20 protein-coding genes are annotated in these 26829 nt (G+C 54.7%); 5 read left to right on the top strand and 15 right to left on the bottom strand.

The features are described 5' to 3' along the window. Window positions 1-116: 116 nt before the first annotated feature. From M9H61_RS16530 to M9H61_RS16510, 5 genes are all read right to left on the bottom strand, one after another. Window positions 117-1367, bottom strand: a complete 1251-nt coding sequence (locus M9H61_RS16530; RefSeq protein ID WP_228194615.1) for a uracil-xanthine permease family protein — start codon at window positions 1365-1367, stop codon at window positions 117-119. A 159-nt stretch (window positions 1368-1526) separates the two neighbouring features. Next, window positions 1527-3464: an excinuclease ABC subunit UvrC gene (gene uvrC, locus M9H61_RS16525; protein WP_250281747.1), complete on the bottom strand. Its 1938-nt coding sequence runs from the start codon at window positions 3462-3464 to the stop codon at window positions 1527-1529. A gap of 439 nt (window positions 3465-3903) precedes the next feature. Continuing rightward, window positions 3904-4344: a dihydroneopterin aldolase gene (gene folB, locus M9H61_RS16520; RefSeq protein ID WP_101245358.1), complete on the bottom strand. Its 441-nt coding sequence runs from the start codon at window positions 4342-4344 to the stop codon at window positions 3904-3906. An 87-nt stretch (window positions 4345-4431) separates the two neighbouring features. Next, entirely contained in the window at window positions 4432-5202 is a 771-nt protein-coding gene (locus M9H61_RS16515) for an SDR family oxidoreductase (RefSeq protein WP_250281745.1), read from the bottom strand. A gap of 47 nt (window positions 5203-5249) precedes the next feature. Then, entirely contained in the window at window positions 5250-6212 is a 963-nt protein-coding gene (locus tag M9H61_RS16510) for a calcium/sodium antiporter (RefSeq protein WP_250281743.1), read from the bottom strand. A 299-nt stretch (window positions 6213-6511) separates the two neighbouring features. On the opposite strand from M9H61_RS16510, the gene M9H61_RS16505 reads away from it, so the two are divergent. Beyond that, window positions 6512-8578: a cation:proton antiporter gene (locus M9H61_RS16505; RefSeq protein ID WP_250281741.1), complete on the top strand. Its 2067-nt coding sequence runs from the start codon at window positions 6512-6514 to the stop codon at window positions 8576-8578. Between the two features lie 116 nt (window positions 8579-8694). Here the strand turns inward: M9H61_RS16505 and phoB are convergent, their stop codons facing one another. From phoB to M9H61_RS16475, 6 genes are all read right to left on the bottom strand, one after another. Beyond that, window positions 8695-9393, bottom strand: coding sequence for a phosphate regulon transcriptional regulator PhoB (gene phoB, locus M9H61_RS16500; RefSeq protein ID WP_101245355.1), 699 nt, complete (start codon window positions 9391-9393; stop codon window positions 8695-8697). Between the two features lie 17 nt (window positions 9394-9410). Continuing rightward, window positions 9411-10133 (bottom strand): phosphate signaling complex protein PhoU, encoded by a 723-nt coding sequence (gene phoU / locus M9H61_RS16495; protein WP_101245354.1) that lies wholly within the window; start codon window positions 10131-10133, stop codon window positions 9411-9413. A 22-nt stretch (window positions 10134-10155) separates the two neighbouring features. Next, window positions 10156-10959: a phosphate ABC transporter ATP-binding protein PstB gene (gene pstB, locus M9H61_RS16490; protein ID WP_170310064.1), complete on the bottom strand. Its 804-nt coding sequence runs from the start codon at window positions 10957-10959 to the stop codon at window positions 10156-10158. Window position 10960: 1 nt separating this feature from the next. Then, window positions 10961-12250: a phosphate ABC transporter permease PstA gene (gene pstA / locus M9H61_RS16485; RefSeq protein ID WP_228194620.1), complete on the bottom strand. Its 1290-nt coding sequence runs from the start codon at window positions 12248-12250 to the stop codon at window positions 10961-10963. Between the two features lie 52 nt (window positions 12251-12302). After that, window positions 12303-13682 carry a phosphate ABC transporter permease subunit PstC gene (gene pstC, locus M9H61_RS16480; protein ID WP_101245352.1) on the bottom strand — a complete coding sequence of 460 codons (1380 nt, stop codon included), beginning with the start codon at window positions 13680-13682 and terminating at the stop codon, window positions 12303-12305. 134 nt (window positions 13683-13816) lie between these two features. Next, complete coding sequence (locus M9H61_RS16475) at window positions 13817-14848, bottom strand: PstS family phosphate ABC transporter substrate-binding protein (protein WP_101245351.1); 1032 nt, start codon at window positions 14846-14848, stop codon at window positions 13817-13819. A gap of 411 nt (window positions 14849-15259) precedes the next feature. Between M9H61_RS16475 and M9H61_RS16470 the strand changes: the two genes are divergently transcribed. Then, the gene (locus M9H61_RS16470; protein ID WP_101245864.1) at window positions 15260-15562 is read left to right on the top strand and encodes a hypothetical protein; all 303 of its coding nucleotides are present in this window, start codon (window positions 15260-15262) and stop codon (window positions 15560-15562) included. Window positions 15563-15721: 159 nt separating this feature from the next. Here the strand turns inward: M9H61_RS16470 and glcF are convergent, their stop codons facing one another. The 4 genes from glcF to pyc form a co-directional block, all read right to left on the bottom strand. After that, the gene (gene glcF / locus M9H61_RS16465; RefSeq protein WP_250281738.1) at window positions 15722-17047 is read right to left on the bottom strand and encodes a glycolate oxidase subunit GlcF; all 1326 of its coding nucleotides are present in this window, start codon (window positions 17045-17047) and stop codon (window positions 15722-15724) included. After that, complete coding sequence (glcE, locus tag M9H61_RS16460; RefSeq protein WP_250281736.1) at window positions 17047-18297, bottom strand: glycolate oxidase subunit GlcE; 1251 nt, start codon at window positions 18295-18297, stop codon at window positions 17047-17049. Before glcE ends, glcF begins: the two co-directional genes overlap by 1 nt. Before the next feature lie 115 nt (window positions 18298-18412). After that, a complete protein-coding gene (locus M9H61_RS16455) occupies window positions 18413-19897 on the bottom strand; it encodes an FAD-linked oxidase C-terminal domain-containing protein (RefSeq protein WP_206927127.1) in 1485 nt (494 codons plus the stop codon). A gap of 15 nt (window positions 19898-19912) precedes the next feature. After that, window positions 19913-23383 carry a pyruvate carboxylase gene (gene pyc, locus M9H61_RS16450; protein ID WP_250281733.1) on the bottom strand — a complete coding sequence of 1157 codons (3471 nt, stop codon included), beginning with the start codon at window positions 23381-23383 and terminating at the stop codon, window positions 19913-19915. A 433-nt stretch (window positions 23384-23816) separates the two neighbouring features. Between pyc and M9H61_RS16445 the strand changes: the two genes are divergently transcribed. From M9H61_RS16445 to M9H61_RS16435, 3 genes are all read left to right on the top strand, one after another. Then, window positions 23817-25220 (top strand): cache domain-containing protein, encoded by a 1404-nt coding sequence (locus M9H61_RS16445; protein WP_101245346.1) that lies wholly within the window; start codon window positions 23817-23819, stop codon window positions 25218-25220. Window positions 25221-25265: 45 nt separating this feature from the next. Then, a complete protein-coding gene (locus M9H61_RS16440; protein ID WP_101245345.1) occupies window positions 25266-25937 on the top strand; it encodes a response regulator transcription factor in 672 nt (223 codons plus the stop codon). Window positions 25938-26089: 152 nt separating this feature from the next. Beyond that, complete coding sequence (locus M9H61_RS16435) at window positions 26090-26824, top strand: Crp/Fnr family transcriptional regulator (protein ID WP_114112810.1); 735 nt, start codon at window positions 26090-26092, stop codon at window positions 26822-26824. The last annotated feature ends 5 nt before the right edge of the window (window positions 26825-26829 follow it).

The raw sequence follows: 26829 nt of genomic DNA, 5'->3' as shown, positions 1-26829 counted from the left end.
TTTCCGGCCAGAGGGATTTGCACCCCGAAGCCGCGCAATTATTAAAGCCTTGGGTCCATGACGACAAGGGCCGTGTTCAATTGCCATAAAACTGAGACACGGCCCAAGTCATTTACCTAAGCGGCTATGGCGTCTTTCTTTTTCCGGCCGATGCTCAGGACCTGATAAAGAATGATCGCTGCCAGAGTAGCCGTTCCAATCCCGCCAATCGCAAAACCACCGAACGTCACGGTAAAGTCGCCACCACCGAAAATCAGGGTAATACCAACCGTAAACAGGTTGCGCGGATCCGAAAAATCAACCTGGTTATCAACCCACAAACGGACCATTGCCGCGGCAATCAGTCCGAACACAGCCACGCCAAGCCCGCCCAGAACCGGTGCCGGAATTGTGTGCAGCAATGCCCCGAATTTCGGAGAGAACCCAAGCAAAATGGCAATCACCGCCGCAATGACAAAAATCAGGGTCGAGAAAACGCGTGTGACCGCCATGACACCCATATTTTCAACATAGGTGGTCACACCCGTGCCACCACCCGAGCCAGCCAGCATGGTCGCCAAGCCGTCGCCAACAAAACCGCGACCGATATAACGATCCATATTCTGTTTGGTCATGCCGCCGATCGCCTTGATGTGACCAAGGTTTTCAGCCACCAGAATGAAGGCCACCGGTGCGATCATGACCATGGCGGAACTTTCAAAACGCGGCGCGACGAAATCCGGCATGCCAAACCACGCGGCGTGCGCAAGACCAGAAAAATCAACACCCGGCATCAGTCCCAGACCATTCCCCAGAACAAGAACAAGTCCGTAACCCGCCAAAATACCGACCAGAATCGAAACACGGCGCAACGCAACAGGTGCATAGACAGAAACAGCAGCAACGGACAACAGGGTCAGAAGCGCCACTAGCATGTGCATATTGTCACCTGTAATGCCGCTGATCCCCACCGGCGCAAGGTTCAGGCCAATGGCCGCACCGACGGCACCCGTTACCGCAGGCGGCATCAGTTTTTCAACCCACCCCGTCCCGGTTGCCATAACAACCAGACCGATGGCTACATAAAGCGCCCCGGCTGCAATGATACCACCAAGCGCGCCCCCGATATCGGGGTTCGGACCGGTCCCCGCATATCCGGTCGCCGCAATGACAACCGCAATAAACGCAAAGGACGAGCCCAGATAACTTGGCACCCGACCGGCAGTACAGATGAAGAAAATCAGGGTTCCGATACCGGAAAAGAGAATGGCCAGATTGGGATCAAACCCCATCAGAAGCGGGCCAAGAATTGTGGCACCAGACATGGCAACAAGATGCTGCAATCCCATCGGGAACATCTCACCCCACGGCAGACGTTCATCAGGCATGACTGTTGAAGACCGGGTCAAAGACCAGGAAGGAAAATATCGCATTTGTTTCCTTAAGCTGAGATCGTTGATCGCACAAAAGCGCGCTGCCGGGACGGCAATATGCACACGGGGTATTACCCGCCTGCCGCCAAAAAGCAAGACATCAGCAACAGGTTATCAGTCATTTTCGTGGAAATGATCGTAGATCTTTCGCGCCAGGGCGGCACTGATGCCCTCGACTGCCTCAAGATCCGAAAGCCCGGCATCGGCAACCCCCCGGGCCGATCCGAAATGGTGCAAAAGCGCCTTTTTGCGCGCACCGCCAACACCCGGAACCGAATCCAGAACACTTTTGCCGATCTGCTTGGCCCGCTTTGCCCGGTGGGTTCCGATCGCCCAACGGTGTGCTTCGTCGCGCAGGCGCTGAATGAAATAAAGAACCGGGTCTTTCATATCAAGACGCACCGGCGCCTTTCCCGGGATGTGAAGAACTTCCTTACCGGCATTTCGATCAACACCCTTGGCGACACCAACCAGCATCACATCTTCGATGCCAAGATCTTCAAGGACCTCGCGCGCAACGCCAAGCTGCCCCAACCCCCCGTCAATCAGACACAGGTCCGGCCAGGTGCCATTTTCGCGATCCGGGTCTTCTTTTTGGGCGCGGGCAAACCGACGGGTCAAAACTTCGCGCATCATGGCAAAGTCGTCACCCGGTGCGATGTCGCCCTTGATGTTGAATTTGCGATAGGCGTTTTTCATAAAGCCTTCCGGTCCGGCCACAATCATCCCGCCCACCATGTTGGTCCCCTGGGTATGGGAGTTATCGTAAACCTCGATCCGTTCGGGCGTGCTTTCCAGATCAAGCTTGTCAGCAAGGTCTTCAAGCAGCTTGCGCTGTGTCGCACTTTCGGCAAGACGCCGCCCCAGCGCATCCTTGGCGTTGGTCAGGGCATGCTCGACCAGTTTGCGTTTGCCGCCCCGTTTGGGCACCAGCAACTCGATCTTGCGGTTGTTATTGATGCCCAGTGCATTTTCGACCAATTCCTGACCTTCGATCTCGTGAGACAGGAAAATCTGTTTGGGCGCGGGCTTATCGGCATAGAACTGCCCGACAAAGGCCGACAGGATTTCGGGAATTTCCGCAGACTGTTCATGGCGCGGAAAATAGGACCGGTTGCCATAGTTTGATCCAGACCGGAAAAAGAACACCTGCACACAGCTTTGTCCGCCTTCCTGATGAAGGGCGATGACGTCGGCTTCTTCGACGCCTTCAAGATTGATGTCCTGATGCGATCTGATCTGGCTTAAGGCGCGGATGCGGTCGCGATACATCGCGGCCTGTTCGAATTCCATGCGCTCGGACGCCGCCATCATATCAGCTTCAAGCTGCTTGAGGATTTTCTGGCTGCGGCCGGTCAGGAAGTCACGGCAGATATCAACAAGCCCGTCATATTCCGGCTTGGATATGCGGTCGACACAGGGGGCGGCACACCGCTTGATTTGATACAGCAAACACGGGCGCGACCGGTTCGAGAAAACCGCATCGGTACAGGATCGCAACAGGAATGCGCGCTGCAAATGGTTGATCGTATTGTTCACCGCCCAGGCAGACGCAAAAGGCCCAAAACAGCTGCCATCCTTGGCGCGTGCCCCGCGATGTTTGACGATGCGCGGGTAATCATGATCTTCGGTGATCAGGATATAGGGAAAGCTTTTGTCATCCCGCAAAAGAATGTTGTAACGCGGCTTGAGCTTCTTGATCAGGTTGGATTCAAGAAGAAGGGCTTCGGCCTCGGTATGGGTGGTGATGATTTCCATCCGGACCGTCTGCGCGACCATACGGGCAATCCGGATCGGCAATTGCATGATGCGGGTATAGGCCACCACACGCTTTTTAAGGTTCTTGGCCTTGCCGACATAAAGAACCCGGTCCTTGTCATCGAGCATCCGGTAAACGCCCGGTGCACCCGGCATGGTTTTCAGGGCGTATTTGATTGCCTCGACACCACGCGCGGCCCCGCCCCGGTTCTCGTCACCTTCAAGGGACAAACCGATTTCCCGTCCCGGGGCATCTTCCCCGTTCGGGTTTTCGGAGGGGGCATCAGGCTTCATAAAGGCACTCCGCAATCAGACAAATACATCCAAAGTTGTGACGGCCGTCACAATCTGGCCGGGCTTTGGAACATAGCCGAAAAGATTAACATCGCAACACCGCGTCAGGGAATCGTGGCGGAAAAAAGATGTCCACCAAGACTGTGGATAACTATGTGGGTAATAGGGGGGCTTCTTCCTGCACCCCTTGAGAGTCTTAACTTTCTGTGAAGTGCCCAAATATTGGGCAAAACAGTTAAGTTATTGATTTATATATCAAAAATAACTGTCAACATGAAATCATTCGGTAATACAGCCGTAAAAATCGAATATTTTCCTTTGATTCCATCTCGCCAAATGCTTGTGCATAAGGACTGCTGCGATTCGCCCCAAGGGAATCACAGAGTCCCTTGGTCCGCCGGTTTGAAAAAGTAAATTTTTTAACGAAATCGGGCGTAAATCAACGCGCGATATTGTGCCGTTCGATTTCGACCCCGACCGCCGAGACGTCTTCAAAAACGTCGAGCTTTTCAACCCGGACGATCACCTTACGCACGCGCGGATCAGCAAGGCACATATCCGCAAGTTTTTCCCCAAGGGTTTCCACAAGGTTCACATGACCATCCTGGCAGATGCGTCGGGTCCCAACCACAAGATCCTCGTAGCTCAGGACCGTGGTGATATCGTCATTCTGAACCCCGTCCCCTTCGAGGACTGCCAGATCAAGATTGATCCGGACCCGTTGCGGGGCTTCCTTTTCATGGTCATAAACACCGATCGAGGTATGAATGACCATATCGCGCACAAAGACACGGCGCAGGCTGCCGGCCCGGTCTGCATGAGGCAGATCGGCAAAAGGCAATGTCGTAATTTTGGCATCCTGTTTCAGGCCTGCGGTCATAGTCGGGTCTTCCTTGTGCTGCTTTTGGGTATGGGCGCCTTGTGCTGCCCTCCCCGTCCGGCCGATGTCAGACCATCATGCCTGACATCATTCGATTGGCTTGTCATTATTGCCACTGGGCGCCCAATCAAGGTGCTGCCCGCCGTCAAGGGCTAACATTTGCCCGGTGATGGCAGGCGCGGCAAGGAAAAATCGAACCGCGTCGCAAATCTCTTGCGGGTTTGTCCCGACTTTAAGCGGGGTTTTCTCGCACTGCTGATCGAAAATGTCCTGTGTTTGTCGGCTACTAGGCAAAGCCGGCCCCGGCCCGATCGCATTAACACGAATTTTTGGCGCCAATGCCAGTGCAAGGGTCTGGGTCAAGGTCCACAACCCGGCCTTTGACAATGTATAGGTCACGAAATGCGGGTTCAGATTCCAGACCCGCTGATCGATAATGTTGACGATCAGGCCTTTGACATCGTCGGGCAGGCGTTTGGCAAATTCCTGTGACAGAACAAACGGCGCCCGCAGATTGGCCTCCATATGAAGGTCCCAGCTTTCGCGGGTGGCCGACTGAATGTCATCATATTCAAATGTCGACGCATTATTGATCAGAACCGCAATCGGCCCCAAGGCCGCCTGTGCTTCGCGCACGATCCGGTGGGTGTCTTCTTCGCTGGCGAGATCGGCGGAAATCACACAGGCGCGTCGGCCAAATGCACGGATTTCCTCGGCCAGGTTTTCGGCATCCTTGCGCGAATGATGACAGTGCAGCGCTACATTATAGCCATTTCGCGCCAGATCAAGCGACAGGGCCCGACCGATGCGTTTAGCTGCACCTGTAATCAAAACGGTTTTGGGCACCTGTGCAGTCATTTTCTGCGGATCCCTTTATGCGTCTGTCAATTCAACCAAGCCGGTTTTCAGGCTGCTACAAGTTGGAAGACATAGACCAAATAGGCAATCACAAATGCACTTCCGGTAATGCGCGAAATTTTGCGAAACGCATAGGCAACAGCAAGCAACCCGACGGTTACCGCCAGCATGATCCACAAATCGGAATTCAAAATCTGTTCCGGCACCGGAATTGGCGCAATAAGCGACACCCCGCCAATAATCACCAGAAGGTTCAAAAGGTTCGAGCCCAGCACGTTGCCAAGTGCAACATCTGAATGACCACGGAATGCTGCAACCACAGATGCCGCAAGTTCGGGCAATGATGTTCCGAACGCAACCAGCGTCAATCCGATAACGGCCTCGGAAACACCGAACTGCCGGGCAACGGCAACGCCACCGTCAACAAGCCATTCCGCCCCGAACATCAGTGCGACAATCCCGATCAGGGTCGCCACAAGCGGCTTGACCCAGCCTTTGGGCACCTCGCCGACTTCATCGACTTCTTCTTCATGCAGATGGCTGGCTTCGCTGGGCATGTTTTTGTCATGCTTGTAGGTGAAGTACCAGATAGCCGCCAACACACACAGCATCAGGGCCCCGGCCCACCGGTCAATCGCCCCGAACATGCAAAGTGCGATGAACAAAACGGTGCCCAGCAGCATGGTGCCACCATCGCGAACAACCGTGATGCGTCCTGCCGCAACCGGTTTAAGCACCGCAACCGCACCGAGGATCAGCAGGATATTGGCAATATTGGAACCGACCACATTGCCCATCGCAATATCGGCCGTTCCTTTGAGCGATGCGTTCAATGACACGACAAATTCCGGCGCAGATGTCCCGGCCGCAACGATCGTCAAACCGACAATTACTTTTGACACCCCAAGCAAAAGAGCCAATCCAACGGCACCACGCACGATAAATTCGCCACCAGCCGTCAACAGGACAAGACCGGCGATAATCTGAAGATAGGGGATAAGCTGTTCCAAAACGCGTTTGCTCTTATTGGGGGTCAATTATATGGACCTGATCAGGCCCGCGGAACATGGCATCTGGCACCAGGATTGGCAAGTCATCAGGGCATGACAATTTTCACAGCACACAATTGAATTCCCCGCCCGGCGCATTAGGTCAAACCAACAAGACAAGCCTTGAAACAGATCAAACCGGTACGGGTTAATTGCGTTGGCATCGTCAAATTTCCACAGGACGATACCGTTCAATTCCGCTATCCTGATCATCTCGTTGTTTTCAAATATTTATCTGCTTTGCCGGATCAATTCTGACCATGCATCACAGCGTTCTGTTCGAGCTGTTCCTGATCCTTGCTGCGGCTGTGGTTGCAGTACCCATCGCGCATCGTTTGCGCGCCAATTCGATTATCGGTTTTCTGATCGGCGGATTTTGCATCGGGCCATTCGGGTTTGGACTGATTACCGAACGTGAAGACATTTCCACAGTTGCCGAACTGGGGGTCGTCTTCCTGCTGTTCATGATCGGGCTTGAACTGTCGCGCGAACGATTGCGCGTCATTGGCGGGCGGTTTGCGGCACTCGGTCTGTTGCAGATCCTGGTTTCAATGGCTGCGATCATGGGCGTTCTGGCGCTGCTTGATCTGCCATTGGCGGCATCCCTTGTAATTGCGGGTGCGCTGGCCCTGTCATCAACCGCGATTATCCTTAAACAGTTGTCTGACGACCGGCAGCTCAATACCCGTTTCGGGCGGGCCGCCCTTGCAATCCTTCTGGTCCAGGACGTGGCGGTTGGTCCGTTCCTGATCATGGTTCAGGCGGCGGGCAATGCCGGTACCGAAACCAGCCCGTGGATCAGTATTCTTCTTGGCTTCGGTTCTGTCGCCCTGCTTCTGGTCGCAGGACGGTATCTTTTGCCGCATCTGTTTCGCTATATCGCGTCGCTTAAAAACCCGGAACTGTTTGCGATTGGGACCCTGTTCGTTGTTCTTGCCGCCAGCACCCTGACCGAGGTTTCCGGACTTTCGATGGCACTTGGCGCGTTCATTGCCGGTGTAATGCTGGCCGAAACCGAATTCCGCCATCAGATCGAAGCCGATATCGCGCCATTCCGTGGCGTTTTCCTGTCGCTGTTCTTTATGTCGGTCGGGATGTCGGTCAATGCCAATGTTGTCTATGAACAGTTTGGCAGTGTGCTGCTGTGGCTGATTGCATTGCTTGTCATCAAGACGGCCGTTCTGTTTGTCTTGTCCTTGGCGATTCGGTTTGAACGGGGTTCGGCCCTTCGTGTTGCGATGAGCCTGGCAGCAGGCGGTGAATTTGCATTCGTCATGTTTGCACTGGCGGCCCAGAATGGTGCAATTCCGCGCGATCTTGCCGCGATGCTGATCCCGGTGGTTGCCTTGTCGATGGCATTGACACCGACCCTGATCAATCTTGGCCACCGGATCGAGGAAAAGCTGCATCCCAAGGAAGACGACCAGCTTGGCCCGATCTCGGATGAAACCGAAGGCATCCACCAGCATGTTCTGGTCATCGGCAGCGGACGTGTCGGCAGGGTTCTGGCGCGTCTTTTGAAAACCCGCGATATTCCGTTCATTGTTCTCGACAGTGATGCCCAACAGGTTTCGCGCGGCCGTGCAGAGGGGCTCCCCGTATTCTTTGCCGATGGGTCACGCCCGGAAACATTCCGCGCCGCCCACACCGATGAAGCGCGCATCGCGGTTGTTGCCATGGGTAACCCGCATGCAACCGAAAAGACCGTTGCGCTTCTACGTCAGCATTATCCGCATCTCAAGATCTTTGCCCGCGCCCAGGACATCACCCATATCGGTCCGCTGTCGCGCAGCGGGGCCGATGCGGCAATTCCCGAAGTACTGGAAACCGGCCTTCGGCTTTCGGATCATGTGCTGTCGGCCTGCGACGTGCCACAAGAAGACATTGATGCCGAAATCGCCAAGTTCCGGCGCGCTGACATGCTGTTGATGAACGAACTGGCACCAAGGACCCAGCGCAAAAAGGCCCCGGAACCGGCACAAGCAGCACCGGCATCAGAAGTCGCACCAGCGACAACACCATCTGCGGCACCTGCATCCGCGGCATCTGCATCCCCGGCGACCGCGAAGACAACAAAGGCATCCGGCACGGCTGCGCAAACCGCCAAAACCAAACCGACGGCAAAGAAACCTGCGTCGCGTGCCACGCCAAAGAAAACAACCGGGCGCAAGGTTGCGACAAAACCCGCCGCAACCAAAACAACGTCGGGCAAAACCACATCGGGCAAAAAAGCAGCGCCCCGCAAACCGGCGACAGAGACTGCGCCATCAGACAAGCCGGCAACATCCCGGTCAGGCCGCACCACACGTGGCAAAGCTAAAGACTAGCTAAATGCAAAACCCCCGCGGCCTGTGGCAACGGGGGTTTTGTTTGATCTGAGTGTCAGAATTTTTTCAGACGCGCCTAGCAACGAGCCCGCAGTCCGGCCTTGTGGCCGGATCAATCAGGCCGCAGTTTCCGAATCCAGCGCATAGCCGGCTGCCCGAACCGTCCGGATGATATCGCGGGTACCTTTGACATCATTCAGGGCCTTCCGCAGGCGGCGGATATGCACATCAACCGTACGGGTTTCGACATAAATGTTCGGTCCCCAAACAGCATTCAAAAGCTGCTCGCGGGAGAAAACACGCCCCGGATGTTCAAGGAAGTAGCGCAGAAGACGAAATTCGGTCGGACCAAGGTGGATGGCCTTGCCATTGCGGCTGACGCGATGGGCGGCAAGATCCATTTCGATATCGGAATAGACCAACTGCCCTTGTGGTTGCGCCGGACCGGATCGGCGCAGAAGTGCGCGAATACGTGCCAGCAACTCGCCAATCGCGAACGGTTTGGTGACATAGTCATCAGCACCGGTATCAAGCCCGCGAATGCGATCCCCTTCTTCGCCACGCGCAGTCACCATGATGACCGGCAAATCGCGGCTTTCGGGCTTGCGGCGGATCTGACGGCAAACCTCGATCCCCGACATGACCGGCAACATCCAGTCCAGAAGGACAAGATCAACATGCGTTTCAGCAAGAATTTTCAACGCTTCGTCACCGTCACCGGCTTCGACAACCTGCATCCCCTCACGTTCGAGGTTGTAGCGCAACATGGTTACGATTGCAGCTTCGTCCTCGACGATAAGAACCGTTGGGTCCATCTTCCTATGCTCCAGTGTCACTCATTCGGTTCGACAACAGCAAAGTTCGCTGCATCATTTTTTGGCCGGTCGATTGCCGGCAGGTCTTCGCCCTTGATCCGGTAATAGATCGTTTCGGCGATATTGGTGGCATGATCGCCAATACGTTCGATGTTCTTGGCGATGAACAGCATGTGGGTCGATGCCGTAATGTTGCGCGGATCTTCCATCATGTAGGTCAGCAATTCGCGGAACAGCGAATTGTACATGTCGTCGACTTCCTGATCGCGCGCCCAGACGCGTTCCGCCTTTTCGGCGTCACCTTCGATATAGGCGTCGAGAACATCCTTGATGATTTCCTGGGCCAGCTTGCCCATATTAGGGATCACCTGGACCGGACGGATCGGCGGGATCTGGTTCAGGACCTGGGCACGTTTGGCAATGTTCTTGGCCAAATCACCAATACGCTCAAGATCATTGGACAGCTTAAGCGCCGTCACGACCTGACGCAGGTCATCAGCCATCGGCTGGCGCAGGGCCAGAAGACGGACCGCAAAATCCTGCACTTCCTGTTCAAGAACATCGATACGATGGTCTGAAAGAATGACTTTTTCAGCCAGTTCCGAGTCACGCTTTACAATAGAGCGGATCGCAGAGATCAGCTGACTTTCTGCAAGCCCGCCCATCTGCGAGATGATGTTGTTCAGACGGGTCAGTTCCTCGTCGAACGAACTCACGATATGTGTTTTGTCGTCAGCCATTTATGCGTTCTCCTCGTATCGCTTAACCAAAGCGACCGGTAATGTAACCCTTGGTGCGGTCGTCTTTCGGGTTGGTGAAGATCTGATCGGTTTCACCAACTTCTACCAGCTTGCCAAGGTGGAAAAATGCGGTCCGCTGCGATACACGCGCAGCCTGCTGCATGGAGTGCGTCACGATCACGATCGTGTAGTTCGAACGCAGTTCGTCAATCAGCTCTTCGACCTTTGCCGTTGCGATCGGATCAAGTGCCGAGCACGGCTCGTCCATCAGAATGACTTCTGGGCTGACCGCAACCGCACGTGCGATGCAAAGACGCTGCTGCTGACCACCCGAAAGACCGGTAGCCGGGGATTGCAGGCGATCTTTGACTTCCTTGAGAAGACCGGCACGCTCAAGCGAGGTCATGACAATTTCATCAAGTTCGTCACGCGAATTGACCAGCCCATGAATGCGCGGGCCATAGGCCACGTTGTCATAGATCGATTTCGGGAACGGGTTCGGTTTCTGGAACACCATCCCGATACGTGCGCGCAGCTGAACAACGTCGATCCGCTTGTCATAGATATCGCGGCCATCAAGGGTCACCTTGCCATTGATGGTCACACCATCAATCGTGTCGTTCATGCGGTTCATGCACCGCAGGAAGGTCGACTTGCCACAACCCGACGGGCCGATCAAAGCGGTAACCTGACGTTCGACGATATCCAGATTGACATCGAACAGCGCCTGATTGTCGCTATAGAAAAGATTAAGGTCACGTGCCGTCATTTTCGGGCTTGCGACCGACGGCTCTGCCGTCATTGCGCTCTGGGATACAGCAGCCATTTTACCACTTCCGTTCAAATTTTTTGCGCAGATACACAGCCAGTCCATTCATCAGGATCAGGAAGGCCAGCAACACCATAATCGCTGCCGAGGTTTTCTCGACAAAGGCACGTTCCGGGCTGTCTGCCCACAGATAGATCTGGACCGGTAGAACCGTTGCCGGATCAAGTGCACCACCCGGGATATCAACGATGAAGGCAACCATGCCAATCATCAAAAGCGGTGCCGTTTCACCAAGTGCCTGTGCCATCCCAATGATCGTCCCGGTCAGAATGCCCGGCATCGCCAGCGGCAGCACATGGTGGGTTACGGTCTGAACCGGCGAGGCACCAAGACCAAGGGCCGCCTGGCGGATTGACGGCGGAACCGCCTTGATCGCTGCACGCGACGCAATGATGATGGTCGGCAAGGTCATCAGAGCCAGCGTCAAGCCACCGACAACCGGGGCCGAACGCGGCAGATGCATGACATTGAGATAGACCTCAAGACCAAGCAGACCGAACACAATCGACGGCACAGCAGCAAGGTTGTTGATATTGACTTCAACAATGGTCGTGAACCGGTTCTTCGGTGCGAATTCTTCAAGATAGACCGCCGCAAGAACCCCGATCGGGAAAGACAGGGCCAAGGTCACAAGCAGGGTATAGAACGACCCGACAGCCGCCCCCCAGATACCGGCAAGTTCCGGCTCGCGGGAGTCACCACTGGTAAAGAAGCGGGCATGGAACTGCTTTTCGACCGCACCGTCTTCGACCAGCGCATTGTACCATCCGATTTCCTGGTCATTGAGACGACGGCTGCTTTCATCAACTTCGGCATCGATATAGCCTTTGTTGAGCATGTCGAAATCATCACCGGAAATCAGCCAGATCTTGCGGGTCTGCCCGATCAGGTTCGGGTTTTCCATAACCCGTTCACGCAGATCATAGGACGCACCACCTGACACGATGCCATACAGATCACGGCGATCGCGGCGGCTGGTTACTTCGGGGAACCGTTCACGCAGGGACTGCTTGATCAGGCCGTCAAAGTTAGCCTTGCCGATAACGGCCGGATCACCCGTCCTGTCCGGATCGATTTCCGCCGGATCAAAGTGAACTTCAAGCTGAATGTAGGTCTGGAAGAATGCGCTATAGCCTTTGGAGACAATAGAGAAACCCAGAACAAACAAGGCCAGAAGCGCAACACCGATCGCGCTTAGTCCATAGATTTTAAAACGACGCTCAGCTGCGTAACGCTTTTTGATGTTACGTGCGATCTTCGGGCTGTCCCAGTCTACGGGCTTGTGCATTTTGTCCGAAATCACCTTTGCTGCGGCTCTGTCTTCCATAAGGGATGCCATATCAGTCATATTTCTCGCGATACTTCTGAACTACCTTAAGGGCAAATACGTTCAAGCCCAAGGTGACAAGGAAAAGAACCAGCCCCAACGCAAAGGCTGAGAGGGTTTTTGCACTGTCAAACTCCTGGTCGCCGACCAGAAGAGTAACAATCTGCACAGTCACAGTCGTCACGGCCTGAAGCGGGTTGACCGTCATGTTGGCAGCAAGACCTGCGGCCATCACCACAATCATCGTTTCACCAATTGCGCGCGACACAGCCAGAAGAACCGCACCGACAATCCCGGGCAAAGCCGCCGGGAAAATCACGTGGCGGATGGTTTCGGATTTGGTTGCGCCCAATCCATACGACCCGTCACGCAGCGATTTGGGCACCTGTGACATCACATCATCCGAAAGTGACGATACGAACGGGATGATCATGACCCCCATGACAAGCCCCGCCGCCAGCGCGCTTTCCGAACTGACATCAAGACCAAGGATAGCACCATTGTTGCGCAGGAACGGCGCAACCGTAAGGGCTGCGAAAAAGCCGTAAACAACGGTCGGCACACCAGCCAGAATTTCCAGTGCCGGTTTGGCAACCGCACGGAATTTCGGGGATGCATATTCCCCCATATAAATGGCCGAGAACAAACCGACCGGAACCGCAACACACATTGCAATCACGGTAATCAGAAGTGTTCCGACAAACAGCGGAATGGCACCGAATGCGCCTTCGGATGCGACTTGGTCGGCGCGAATGGCCGTCTGCGGGCTCCATTCCAGACCGAACAGGAATTCAAGCGGGTTGATCTTGCTAAAGAAGTGCAGTGCTTCGAACAGAAGCGAAAACACAATTCCGACCGTCGACAGGATTGCAATCGCCGAACAGGCAATCATCACCCAGCGCGAAATGCGTTCGACATTGTTACGTGCGCGCAGTTCCGGCGAAATTTTGCGATAGGAAAGCGAAACCCCGATAACCGCACCACACAGCATCACGACAATCAGTGCTGCGTTGGCAATCGACTGCAAATTCGCAAGACGGCGACCGGCATCGACAACTTCGGGTGAAACAGTCAGATGCTGACCATTCCCCGCCGCAATCAACGAAATGCTGTTGAGTGCAAGCGACAGCTGACCGCTGTCAGATGTGATTTCTGCAGGCAGATCGGCAATGATCATCGCTTCGATGACCGATCCCTGGAACGTGTGCCAGACGAACAGCAACAGCAAAGCAGGAAGGCCGCACCACAGGGCAACATATGTCCCGTAATGAGCCGGAAGAGAATGAAGATTGCTGTAGCGTCCACCCGAAAGGGCAACGGCCCGCTGGCGCCCGAAATAGAAGGACAATGCACAAAGTGCAGCAACCGCGAGCAACAGGAAAGACAGGGACATTACGTTAAATCCGTTTGCCAGGTGAGCCTGTAGTAATCAGATGAGAGGCCAATAGGACAAAAACAATAAATTAATCAAGCCTGGAAACAAAGAAACCGATGGCAGCATTAGCCGCCATCGGTTGAAAGATCGCGTTACATGCTCAGCGGCGAAAGGTTCATCGCAGCGTTGCGTACAGCTTCACGCTCGGCGGCATCCATCGGGATCAGACCGCGGTCAGCAAGGTAACCTTCGTCACCGAATGCTTTGTCAGAGGTGAATTCTGCGAGGTATTCTTTCATACCCGGGATGGTGCCGACGTGTGCGTTCTTTACGTAGAAGTAAAGCGAACGCGAAACCGGATAGTCACCAGCCGAGATGGCTTCGAAGGTCGGCGAAACGCCTTCGATTTTCGAACCCTGAAGCTTGTCGCCATTCTGGTCGAGGAAGGAGAAACCGAAGATGCCAAGCGCATCGTGGTTTGCTTCAAGCTTCTGAACGATCAGGTTGTCGTTCTCACCAGCTTCAACATAGGCACCGTCTTCACGAACGCCTGCGCAAACTGCTTTGTGCTGGTCTTTGTTGCTGTCTTTCAGAGCAGCAATCGCCGGGAAGGCATCGCAAGCTTCTTCGAGTACCAGCTCGGTGAAGGCGTCACGGGTACCGGAGGTCGGCGGCGGGCCGAGAACTTCGATTTTAACGTCCGGCAGGCTCGGATCGATTTCCGACCAGGTGCTGTAGAAGTTGTCTACAAGCGACTTGCCGTCTTTGGACGGAACGGTTTTGGCAAGCGCCAGGAAGATCTGTTCTTTGGTCAGATCGATTTCAGGTGCTTCGTTCGAGTTCGACAGAACGATACCGTCGTAACCGACTTTAACTTCGGTAACTTCGGAGATGCCGTTCTTTGCACAAGTTTCAACTTCGGACTTCTTGATGCGACGCGAAGCGTTGGTGATGTCCGGGTGCTGTTCGCCAACACCTGCACAGAACAGCTTCAAACCACCGCCAGAACCGGTCGATTCAATAACCGGGGTTTTGAACGAGGTGGTTTTACCGAATTCTTCTGCAACTGCGGTTGCAAACGGGAAAACGGTGGACGAACCAACGATACGAATCTGGTCACGTGCCTGGGCAGCGCCAGCAAAGGCAACGCTCATCAGCGCCGCAACAGCAAGAGTCTTCTTCATGGTATATTCCCCAATGGTTGTTCCACTTCGGAACGGTGCAACGATCTGCGAGGCGGACTCTAACGCTGGGTGCTTACGGTATTGTGTCGCTTTTGTTAACGTTATGTGACAACGTATCAGAGCAGTAAAAACGCCGTGATTTATTCATAAATATCAATGACATAAAATAATCACGGCCCGGCAGAAATCACATCAAATCCGACCGGTTTTCTGCCTTGGCGGGCCAATTGGCGACACACTGTAACAAAAACTGTCACATTTGATGGTTCCGGCTGATCGGGCAAAGATGCAGCCACACGGTTCAGGAATAATCCCGGCGCCCTCTTTACATGACAGGCAATCCACGCAACTGTGCATCAGGGACAGCAAAACGCCGCCCGCACGACCGGGCGGCATCATCAGGAGAACGACATGAGCAACGCATCGATCGACGAGATTCAGGAACTGATCCAGAAACTGTCAGGGGAACTCGGCGAAATGTCCGAAGCAGCATCCCGGCATATCGATGATCTGCATGTCGCAGTAAATAACGTGGCATCCCACGTTCTGGCGATCGAGGCGATTCTGGCGCTTGTCGCGCAAAAGGTCGAAATTGACGATGCCGCCGCAATACAGTGGATTCGCGACAAGACCGCAGCATATGCCGAAGACGGCAACGAAGGGTCGGCCGCCGAAGGCATCGCACAAAGCCTGTTGGGCAAGGAAGAATCCTGAGCCGGCATTAACCGGCCGACACGCCAATTGACCAGTTCGTGATCGCGCATGACGATCCTTAAATAAAAAAGACGGCGGGATAACCTGCCGTCTTTTTATATTTCGTCTTCTTTTATTAATGGCCCAGGGAAGTTTTTCCCAGCAGAATCCGGACCGGGGTCAGGACGCCAGGCTTGCTGCGCCAATCCGGTCGCGCAGCTTTTCGGGCACCGGGCCACCTGCCGCCCAGTCAAGCAACTGCACAGTATGAATGACCTTAAGGTCGTCGGTTTCAATCTGAACCATGCAGCCAATATTGCCCGTCGCCACCAGATCAGGTTGGGTCGCGCGAATATTGCCGCGTTTGCGTTCCTGGAGTTTGCCCGCAATTTCGGGCTGCAACAGGTTATAGACACCGGCCGAGCCACAGCACAAATGGCCTTCGGCAATTTCAAGCACCTCATACCCGGCCATTTTCAAAAGATCGCGTGGCGGGCGTGTGATCTTTTGGCCATGCTGCATCGAACAGGCAGAATGATAGGCAACGCGCGGACCACCATGTGTGGCGTTGGCAAACACATTGTCTTCGATATCAAGCCCGGCAAGATATTCGGTGATATCCTTGGCCAAGGCAGACACCGTGGCAGCCTTTTGCGCATAGGCAGCATCATTGCGCAACATATGCCCGTAATCCTTGACCGTGGTGCCGCAACCAGATGCGGTAATGACAATGGCATCAAGCCCCTCGCCGTCAATTTCGGCACACCAGGCATCAATATTGCCTTTGGCCTGATGGTGGGATTTTTCTTCCTTGCCCATGTGATGGACAAGCGACCCGCAACAGCCCGCACCCTTGGCGACCACAACTTCAATCCCAAGCCGGGTCAATAGACGAACCGTCGATTCGTTGATTTCCGTTTCAAGAACCTGCTGGGCACATCCCGTCAAAATTGCCACCCGACCCTTGCGCGAACCGATGGCCGGAATGATTTGCGGTTTGTCCACCCAGCTGGGCGGGGCCATGTGGCGCGCGCCCATTTTCACCATGCCCTTAAGACGGCCCGGCATCAGGCGCGCAAAAGGTGCCGCCATTTTTGCCCCGATCATCGACAACCGGAACAGGGTCGGGTTGGGCACGACAAGCGCAAGCAGTTTGCGCAACAGACGATCGCCAAGCGGACGTTCATAGGTTTCTTCGATGTGGGCCCGCGCGTTGTCGATCAAATGCATGTAGTCAACACCCGACGGGCAGGTGCTGGTACAGGACAGACATGACAGACAACGGTCGAGATGTTTTACAACCCGATCCGTTGCCGGCTTGTCATTTTCCAGCATGTCCTTGATCAGATAAATACGCCCACGCGGACTGTCGAGCTCATCCCCCAACGTTACAAAAGTCGGGCAGGTCGCAGTACAAAAGCCGCAATGCACACATTTGCGCAAAATCTGTTCGCTTTCGGCAAACATCGGATTTTCAAGTTGGGCGGTGCTGAAATTCGTCTGCATTACGCGCCCTCCGCAATCTGGGTGCCAGGCGTCAGTCGTCCCGGATTAAGGATGCCTTCCGGATCAAAGTTTTCTTTGATCTTGGCGTTGATGCGCGCAAGTGCAGGACTTTCCGGATGGAACACCGGCACTGTTTCACGCATCCTTTCAGGGGCCCAGACCAGATTGGCCTGCCCGCCTGCCATTTCTGCAATCTCGCGAATCCGGTTTGCCATCGCGTCGGCATCATCAAGCGCCAACCAGATCAAACCACCGGCCCAATCCATCATTGCCCGGCCGCCTGTGACATCTTGCAACTGCGCGCACACATCGCCGCCGATTGCCGGTGGAACCGACACCCGCCACAGCAGGCTTGCCGCCCCTGACGTTTCCACAAACGGTCTTACATCGGCAACATATTGCCAGACACGGTGGCTGTAGCTGTCAGCCAGTTCATGGGTTTCACCAAAAGATGCCAGCGCCTTGCAAAGCGCCTCGGCCCGCCAGGCGACGGATGGCTTTGGTCCTTCGACCCGCAAGACAACAAGCCCCGACCCGAATTCAGAAGCCACCGGAATTTCAAGCCCGGCGATATCAGCCGCCGAAATCCAGGCCGCGCCGGAAACTTCGTTCTCGCTCCCCATCGCAGCAGTCATTGCCTTGCCTGCCTTTCTCGGATCATCACAGGCAACGATAACGGTTGCCGACTGTTCGTCACAGGGCATGACCTTCAAGGTCACGGTATGCATGACACCAAGCGTTCCGAAAGATCCCGACATCAGTTTGGACAAATCAAAACCGGTAACGTTTTTCATCACCCGGCCACCCGATTTGAAATCTTCGGCACGGCCTGACACGGCTTGGAACCCCAAAAGATGATCACGGGCCGACCCGACCTTGATCCGGCGTGGTCCGGCAAGGTTACATGCAACAAGGCCGCCGATCGTTCCGGCATCCGGCGCGTTCCCGCTGCCAAGAAGTTCCGGAAAGTTTCCGGGTTCAAAATGGAATTGTTGGTTCTTTTCAGCCAAAGCAGCCTTGATATCGGCCAATGGCGTCCCGGCATAGGCCGATATCACCAATTCTTCGGGCTCATAAAACAGAATTCCGGACAATTTCGAACAATCAAGCACCGCATTGGTCTTTACGGCATGTCCAAACGCGCGTTTTGATCCTGATCCGATGATTTCAAGCGGGGTCCGGGAACCAAGCGCCCAGCCAACGGCATCGCGCAGTTGTTCCGGGGTGGTGGGTGTCAAAATTTCCGCCATGGCGGTCTCTCTTTTCCTCTCCTGAACCAGACATGCCGGATTTGCGGGAAACGACATGCTGATATTTGGCTTTATTGTTGCGTCTTATGATCGACGGTCTTGTTTGAATTCCGACCTAGAAGCGCGGGATATCGGGGAATTTGTCGGCAACGGCCTTGGCATGAAGTGTCTTGAGCTCGCCACAGCCATGCAAGGTCGGGAATACCTTGCCCGGATTAAGTAGCTGATCCTCGTCAAAGGCCATCTTGATCCGTTCCTGATGCATCATGTCGTCTTGGGTAAACATTTCGCCCATCAAATCACGTTTTTCGACGCCGATGCCATGTTCGCCAGACAGCACGCCGCCAACCTCGACACATAGTTTCAGGATGTCGGCACCGAATGCCTCGGCCTTTTCAAGATCGCCGGCCTTGTTGGCATCAAACATGATCAGCGGATGCAAATTGCCATCACCGGCATGAAAGACATTGGCAACGCCAAGACCGTGTCGCTTGGACAATTCCTGCATCCCGGTCAGGACTTCGGCCAGACGGCCGCGCGGGATTGTGCCGTCCATACACATATAATCGGGGGAAATGCGCCCGATGGCCGGAAAGGCATTCTTGCGCCCCGACCAGAACAGAAGCCTTTCTTCCTCATTCTCGGAAATTCGTGAATAGATCGCGCCACAATCGGTCGCGATCTTGCCAACCTGATCAATCAGGTAATCAACTTCGACCTGGGGTCCATCCAGCTCGACCAGAAGCAATGCCTCCACATCCAGCGGATATCCCGCATGGACGAAATCCTCGGTCGCCTTGATCGCCGGGGCATCCATCATCTCAAGGCCGCCCGGAATGATCCCGGCGGCAATGATAGCCGCCACGCATTTACCGCCTTCTTCCGATGAATTGAACCCAAGCAACAGCGCGCGTGCCGTTTCGGGTTTACGCAAAATGCGAACCGTGACCTCGGTAACGATGCCAAGCAACCCTTCGGATCCGGTGATCAGACCAAGCAGGTCATATCCCGCCTGATCCAGGCCCTTGCCGCCGACGCGCAGGATTTCGCCTTCGATCGTGACCATTTCAACGCCCAACACATTGTTGGTCGTCAAACCGTATTTCAGGCAATGCACGCCGCCGGAATTTTCGGCGATATTGCCGCCAATCGAACAGGCGATCTGGCTGGACGGGTCCGGCGCGTAATAGAAACCCTTATGTTCGACCGCGCGGGTAATCCCCAGATTGGTGACACCGGGCTGCACAACAGCCGCCCGGTTGTCCCAGTCAATTTCAAGAACGCGATTGAACTTCATCATCGAAATCGTGATGGCATCAGCCATCGGCAAAGCCCCGCCGGAAAGTCCGGTACCGGCCCCCCGCGGGACAATGCGCACCTTGTTTTCGTGACAATATTTAAGAATGGCTGCGACCTGCCCGGTATTTTCGGGCAGGACCACAATCATCGGGAGCTGGCGATAAGCCATCAACCCGTCACATTCATAGGGCCTGAGCTGATCCTCATCGACGATTACGCCGCCGGTTGCGGGAACAATGTCACGCATGGCCGCAATAATGTCCTTGCGACGCGCAAGTGTGTTCTGGTTCGGCTCAGGCATCCTAAGCATCGGTAGTTACTCCTTCAATTCGACCAGCAAATCCTTGCTGTCGACCTGTGTACCGGCCGGTGCGTGGATTTTGGCCACGATACCGTCCTTTTCCGCGTGAACTGCGGTTTCCATTTTCATGGCTTCAAGTGAACACATCACGTCCCCGGACTTGACCTTCTGGCCTTCGGCGACATGTACCTCGACCACAAGACCCGGCATCGGGGCTGCGACATGCAGCTTGTTGCCGTCTTCGGCCTTCGGTTTTGCCTTGCCCGAAGCCGCCAGCGTCTTGTCCGCGACCTTGACTGTGCGGGGTTGGCCATTCAGTTCGAAGAACACTGTGCGATGGCCTTCTTCGTCACCGAATTCGGACGTCGCCAAATATCGGATGACAAGGGTTTTGCCCTTTTCCAGATCAACCGAGATTTCCTGATTCTGGTTCATCCCATAGAAGAAGACCGGTGTTGGCAGAATGGATACATCGGCGTGGTGACTGCGATGTTCGGCATAATCAAGGAACACCTTGGGATACATCACATAGGATGCCACTTCGGCGTCGCTGATGTTGCTGCGGTGCGTCTTCTTTTCGATTTCCTTGCGGGTGACCTCGAAATCAATCGGCGGCAATGACTTGCCCGGACGATCTGTCAGCGCCTCGGCGCCCTTAAGCACCTTGCGCTGAAGGGCGGGCGGGAAGCCGCCGACCGGCTGGCCGATTTCACCGCGGAAGAACGAAATCACACTGTCGGGGAAGGCGATATCCTTTTTGGGATCAAGAACGTCTTCCTCGGACAGGCCCGATGTCACCATCATCAGTGCCATATCGCCAACCACCTTGGAGCTTGGCGTGACCTTGACGACATCACCAAACATCTTGTTGACCGCGGCATAGGCCTTGGAAACTTCGGGCCAGCGATCCTCGATCCCCAATGCACGGGCCTGCTGACGCAGGTTGGTATATTGGCCGCCGGGCATTTCATGGACATAGACATCGGACGTGCCGCTGCGAATGTCGCTTTCAAAGCCGGCATAGTAACGACGGACCTGTTCCCAATAAGTCGACACTTCCTTAAGTGCCTCGGCCTTGAGCCCCGGATCACGCGGCTGACCGATATAGTTATTGGCAATCGAGCCCAGGCTTGGCTGCGATGTCAGACCCGACATTGAATCCATTGCGGCATCAACCGCATCCACCCCGGCATCAATCGCTGCAATTACCGTTGCCGCGGAAATGCCGCTGGTATCATGGGTGTGGAAATGGATCGGGATATTGACCGTATCCTTAAGCGCCTTGATCAGCTCGGTCGCCGCTGCTGGCCGCATAACCCCGGCCATGTCCTTAAGGCCCAGAATATGCGCACCAGATTTTTCAAGCTCGCGCGCCATATTCACATAGTAATCAAGGTTATATTTCGGGCGGCTCTTGTCATAGATATCGCCGGTATAACAAATGGTCGCTTCGCAAAGTTTATCGGTCTTGAGAACCGATTCCATCGCGACCTTCATGTTTTCTACCCAGTTCAGGGAATCAAACACACGGAAAACATCCATGCCATGTTCAGCCGCCTGTTTGACGAAGTAATCCACCGCATTGTCAGGATAGTTGGTATATCCCACCGCGTTTGACGCCCGCAGCAACATCTGGGTCAGGATGTTTGGCACCCGTTCGCGCAGCTTGACCAGACGGTCCCACGGATCTTCTTTCAGGAAGCGCATGGCAACATCAAACGTCGCCCCGCCCCAGCATTCCAGCGAAAACAGTTCCGGAAGGCCGTGCGCATAATATGGCGCAATTTCAAGCATGTCATAGGTACGCATACGCGTTGCCAGAAGCGACTGATGCGCATCACGCATGGTGGTATCGGTAATCAGGACACGTTCCTGGTCTTTCATCCAGCGTGAAAAACCTTCCGGTCCCAATTGATCAAGCTTTTGCTTGGTGCCCGGACGAATTTCACCCAGATCAATCGATTTCGGCATGACCGGATCATGCAGATTGGTCGGGACAACGCGGCCTTCGACTTCCGGGTTGCCATTGACCGCGACCTCGCCAATGAAGCGCAGCAAACGCGTTGCGCGGTCACGACGGCGCACGAACTTGAACAGATCGGGCGTTTCATCAATAAACCGCGTGGTATATTCACCCGCGCGGAATTTCGGATGGTTGATCAGGTTTTCAAGGAAGGCCAGGTTGGTCGCCACCCCGCGAATTCGGAATTCGCGCAATGCACGGTCCATGCGGTCAACGGCTTCGCGCGGGGTGCTGCCCCATGCGGTGACCTTTTCCAGCATACTGTCATAGAATGGCGTGATCACCGCCCCGGAATAGGCCGTGCCACCATCCAGACGAATGCCAAAACCGTTGGCCCCGCGATAAACCTTGATGATCCCGTAATCGGGGACAAAGTTGTTTTCCGGGTTTTCAGTCGTGATGCGGCACTGAAGCGCATGGTCACGCAGCTTGATCTTGTCCTGCCACGGAATACCAGTTTCTGAAGGGAAACCGATGCGACCACCCTGGGCAATCAGGATCTGTGCCTTGACCAGGTCGAAGCCGGTGACGCATTCGGTCACGGTGTGTTCGACCTGAATACGCGGATTGACCTCGATGAAATAGAATTTGGATGTATCAACATCCATCAGGAATTCGACCGTACCGGCATTGACGTAGTTTGCCGCCGTCCCGAGCCGAATGGCAGCATCACAAATTTCCTGACGCTGTTCATCATTCAGATACGGGGCCGGTGCACGTTCGACAACCTTCTGGTTTCGGCGCTGAACCGAACAGTCGCGTTCATAAAGATGTACCAACGTACCGTGGGTATCGCCCAAAAGCTGAACTTCGACATGCCGCGCACGGCGGATCAGCTTTTCGAAATACACTTCGCCATTGCCAAAGGCCGCCTCGGCCTCGCGGCGTGCTGCCAGAACCTGATTGGCAAGGTCCTTGCCATTTTCGATGACCCGCATACCGCGGCCACCGCCGCCCCAGCTGGCTTTGAGCATCAGCGGATAGCCGATTTCCTCGGCGATGCGCGTGACTTCCTTCATGTCTTCGGGAAGCGCACTGGATGCCGGCATGACAGGCACGCCTGCACTTTCGGCCAGATTACGTGCAGACACCTTGTTGCCAAGCGTGCGCATGACATCGGAATCAGGACCGATAAATTGAATTCCGGCCTCGGCACAGGCATCAGCGAATTCCGGATTTTCAGACAGGAAACCATATCCGGGGTGAATTGCATCCACGTCGGCATCACGTGCCACCCGTAGAATGTCTTCAATATCCAGATAGGCGCGAATGGGTTTGTTGCCCTTGCCCACCGTATAGCTTTCATCAGCTTTGAAACGGTGAAGGGCGAACCGGTCCTCGTCAGAGAAAATCGCAACGGTGCGAATGCCAAGTTCGTTGGCAGCTCGCAAAACACGAATCGCGATTTCGCCACGGTTGGCGACCAGAAGTTTACGGATACGCTTAGGTGCAGAACGCGTCATTGACACCGGGCTCCTACCACATTTTCCTGGCAGGAACGTGCCTGTGCGCGCCTGCCAAAACCAAGTGAAACGCCACGATATGGTCCCGGAATGCGCTGCGGTGCGGGATGCCTGCAACGCCATACCTTTTGTGGCGGAACAAGATGCCTGCACGCTGAGATCTTGTGCAATGCATCCAGAGCTTTTGGCGCCCGGTGGGCAGGCGTCGGTTCTGGTATATGCGCATTGCCCTCTCCCTGTCAAAGCATGATCTCATGAATTGGTAATACCAATCACGCAAAAGCAAGGCCAGCCGCTTTTCACCATGCGGAACGAAAATCGCCTTTCCACGTGAACGGTGACGTGCAAATCCGTGATCTTTGGGGACTTTTGTCTCAGATATGTTATTGTCCGCCCACGCCTGAAACACCCAATTCCCAGAACGGTCGCGCCCATGCCGAAGCTCAATCTTCGACTAAAGTTCCTGCTGCTTTCCATTTTGCCACTGGTTCTTGCCGCATCGGCCATCTCATGGCTGGTCTTTGCGCAGGCCGAAAGACTGGCCGAAGCCGAAATCAGGACTTTTGAACGCAACATCCTTGAAGCCCGCAAGGAGGAGCTCAAAAGTTATCTTGAGCTCGCCATGGCATCGATTGACCATATCTATTCGGTGGCAAGCCCGCTGGATGCTGTTTCCAAGGAACGGGTAAAGGCGATTATCGAAGATCTGACCTATGGCGAGGACGGCTATTTCTTCATTTACGACCGCGACGGCACCGCGCTTGTTGAACCGCCCCAACCATGGCGGGTTGGGCGGACCTATTGGAACTTGCGTGACATCAACGGCAATTCGGTCATTCAGGGGCTGATATTCAATGCCGAAAAGGGTGGCGATTTCATGCGCCATGTCTGGGAAAAGCCCTCAACCGGCGAGCCGACCGAAAAGATCACCTATTCGCTGATGCTTGATAAATGGGACTGGATGATCGGGACCGGCATCTATATCGACGACATTGCCGAACAAGTGACCGAAATCGAGGCAGAGGTCTCCACCCATATCCGCGAAACCACAATTTCCATCATCGGTGTCACCATTCTTGCGGTCTTGCTGGTTGGCATTTCCGGAACTGTGGTCACGCTTTCGGAACGCAAGCTTGCCGATTCCAAGCTCAAGGAACTGACCCATCGCGTGGTCGATGTCCAGGAACAGGAACGCCTTCGGGTGTCGCGCGAACTGCATGACGGCATCAGTCAGATTCTGGTATCGGTCAAATATTCGGTTGAAACCGCAATCGCGCGGATCGGGCAGAACCGCGAAAATGCGATTGAACCGATGGAAAAGGCCGCCAAACGGTTGCAGGACGCCATTCACGAAGTCCGGCGTATCTCGCGCGATTTGCGTCCGGCGGTTCTTGATGATCTTGGCCTGAAACCCGCAATCGAAAGCATGTGCGCCGAATTGCAGGACCGGTCGGGCATCCTCATGGAAGTCAAGATCGACAATATCGACAACCAGCTTGATATGGCCAAAAAGACAACGCTTTATCGTGTCTTGCAAGAAACACTGACCAATATTGAACGCCATGCAGATGCAACTGTGATCAAGATATCCATCAAGCGCGAAGGCACCAGCGTGGTCATGCGCATCACCGATAACGGTGTGGGCTTTGAAACCAACCGTTATATCCGTAACCGCGACCCGCGCGCCGGGATCGGATTGCGCAACATGCGCGAACGCATGGAGTTCCATGGCGGTGGTCTTTCCGTGCGCTCGGAACCCGATGACGGAACCAAAATTACCGCATTTATTCCCGCCACCAGCCAGAATGATCTACCCGACGGGCGAATCAGCGGTTAATCTGGGCTGGCAACCATACCCATCGACAGGACCAAGTTTCGATCAATGAACAGTGCCAATCAAATCTATTCCAATGACCGCCCGTTGCGTATCTTGCTGTGCGATGACCATGCGCTTGTGATGGATGGCATTCGTTCGCGGCTGGAATGTTTTGATCACATCAACATCATTGGGGAAGCCAGCAACGGCGTCGAAGCCCTTTCGCTGGCCGGTGAATTGCGCCCCGATGTCGTATTGATGGATATTTCAATGCCGGTCATGAACGGGCTTGAAGCCGCCGAAAAGTTCCGCGAAACGCTTCCGGATACCAAGGTTGTTATTCTGTCGATGCATGAAAACCCGGAATATCTGCGCACCGCCCAGCAGGCTGGCGCCAAGGGATTCATCCTTAAGGATGTTTCATCCAACGACATGGTTCGCGCGATTGAAACCATCGCCAATGGCGGCGAAGCATACAGTTCGACCTTTGATCGCATCAGTGCCGGCGAAGGCAGCAACAGTGACGGCGTGCCGCTGACGACGCGCGAACGAACCGTTTTGCGTCTTCTTGCCAAAGGGGCCAGCAACAAGCACGTTGCCCGCGAACTCGATATCAGTGTGCGAACAGTTGAAACCCATCGCCGCAACATCAAGCGCAAACTTGATATCGACAGTTCTGCCGGTCTTGTCCGTTACGCAATCGAAAAAGGTCTGGTCACGCTCGACACCAACGCCTGATCGTCCGGTTCCGATCTGGTTTGTGACGTGCTAGATACGACTTTATATTGATTTAACAAATGAAACCGGTACATTGGTCAATGGTTTGGATTGATTAAACTTTTCATCTGACGTCACGCTACCTGTATATAGCTCCTTGATAGGCGGAACGTGTGAACCATTCAGTAAGCTATACATTCCGACCCGACCTTGCGCGGTGCCGCGATTGTGGCGTGCGAAAGTTTGCGCTGTTTAACAATATGACGGACGAGGATTTCAAACTCGTTCATATGCCGGTCGAAGACATTACTCTTCCGAAACGCGGTACGCTTTACAATTCCGGCGATCAGGCCCAATCGATTTATACCTTGCGCAGTGGTCTCGTAAAACTTGTCCACTATCTTCCGGACGGCAATCAACGGGTTGTGCGACTTGTGCGACCCGGCGGCACCATCGGACTTGAAGCCATCGTCAGTGATTGCTTCACCCATCACGCCGAAGCCATTCAGGACAGTCAGCTTTGCCGCATTCCGATTGCCGTGATCGAGAAACTGGATCGCGAAAGCCCCCGTCTGCACAAACAGGTCCTTAATCGCTGGCATCAGGCAGTGATGGATTCAGATAACTGGCTGACCCAGATGTCGACCGGGACAGCCCGCGAACGGGTGGCCCGTCTGTGTCTGTTTCTGAACGATCCCGAAACCGGCACCTGTCAGTTGCCCGGCCGCGAAGATATCGGGGCGATGCTGGGTATCACCACGGAAACGGCAAGCCGTATCATCGCCGATTTCAGGCGGGCGGACTTGCTTGCCTTCTTGTCACGCAATGTCTTCCGACTGGACCTTGACGGGATCAGGGAAGTGGCTGGGCTTGATGAAACCGACACCCTGCCCGACGAGACAGGGTGATATCC

Origin of the sequence: Thalassospira sp. GO-4, from assembly GCF_023588965.1 — a bacterium.
Taxonomy (GTDB): Bacteria; Pseudomonadota; Alphaproteobacteria; order Rhodospirillales; family Thalassospiraceae; genus Thalassospira; species Thalassospira povalilytica.
Note: the sequence above shows the minus strand (reverse complement) of the source record. Positions and strands in the feature narration are given on the sequence as shown.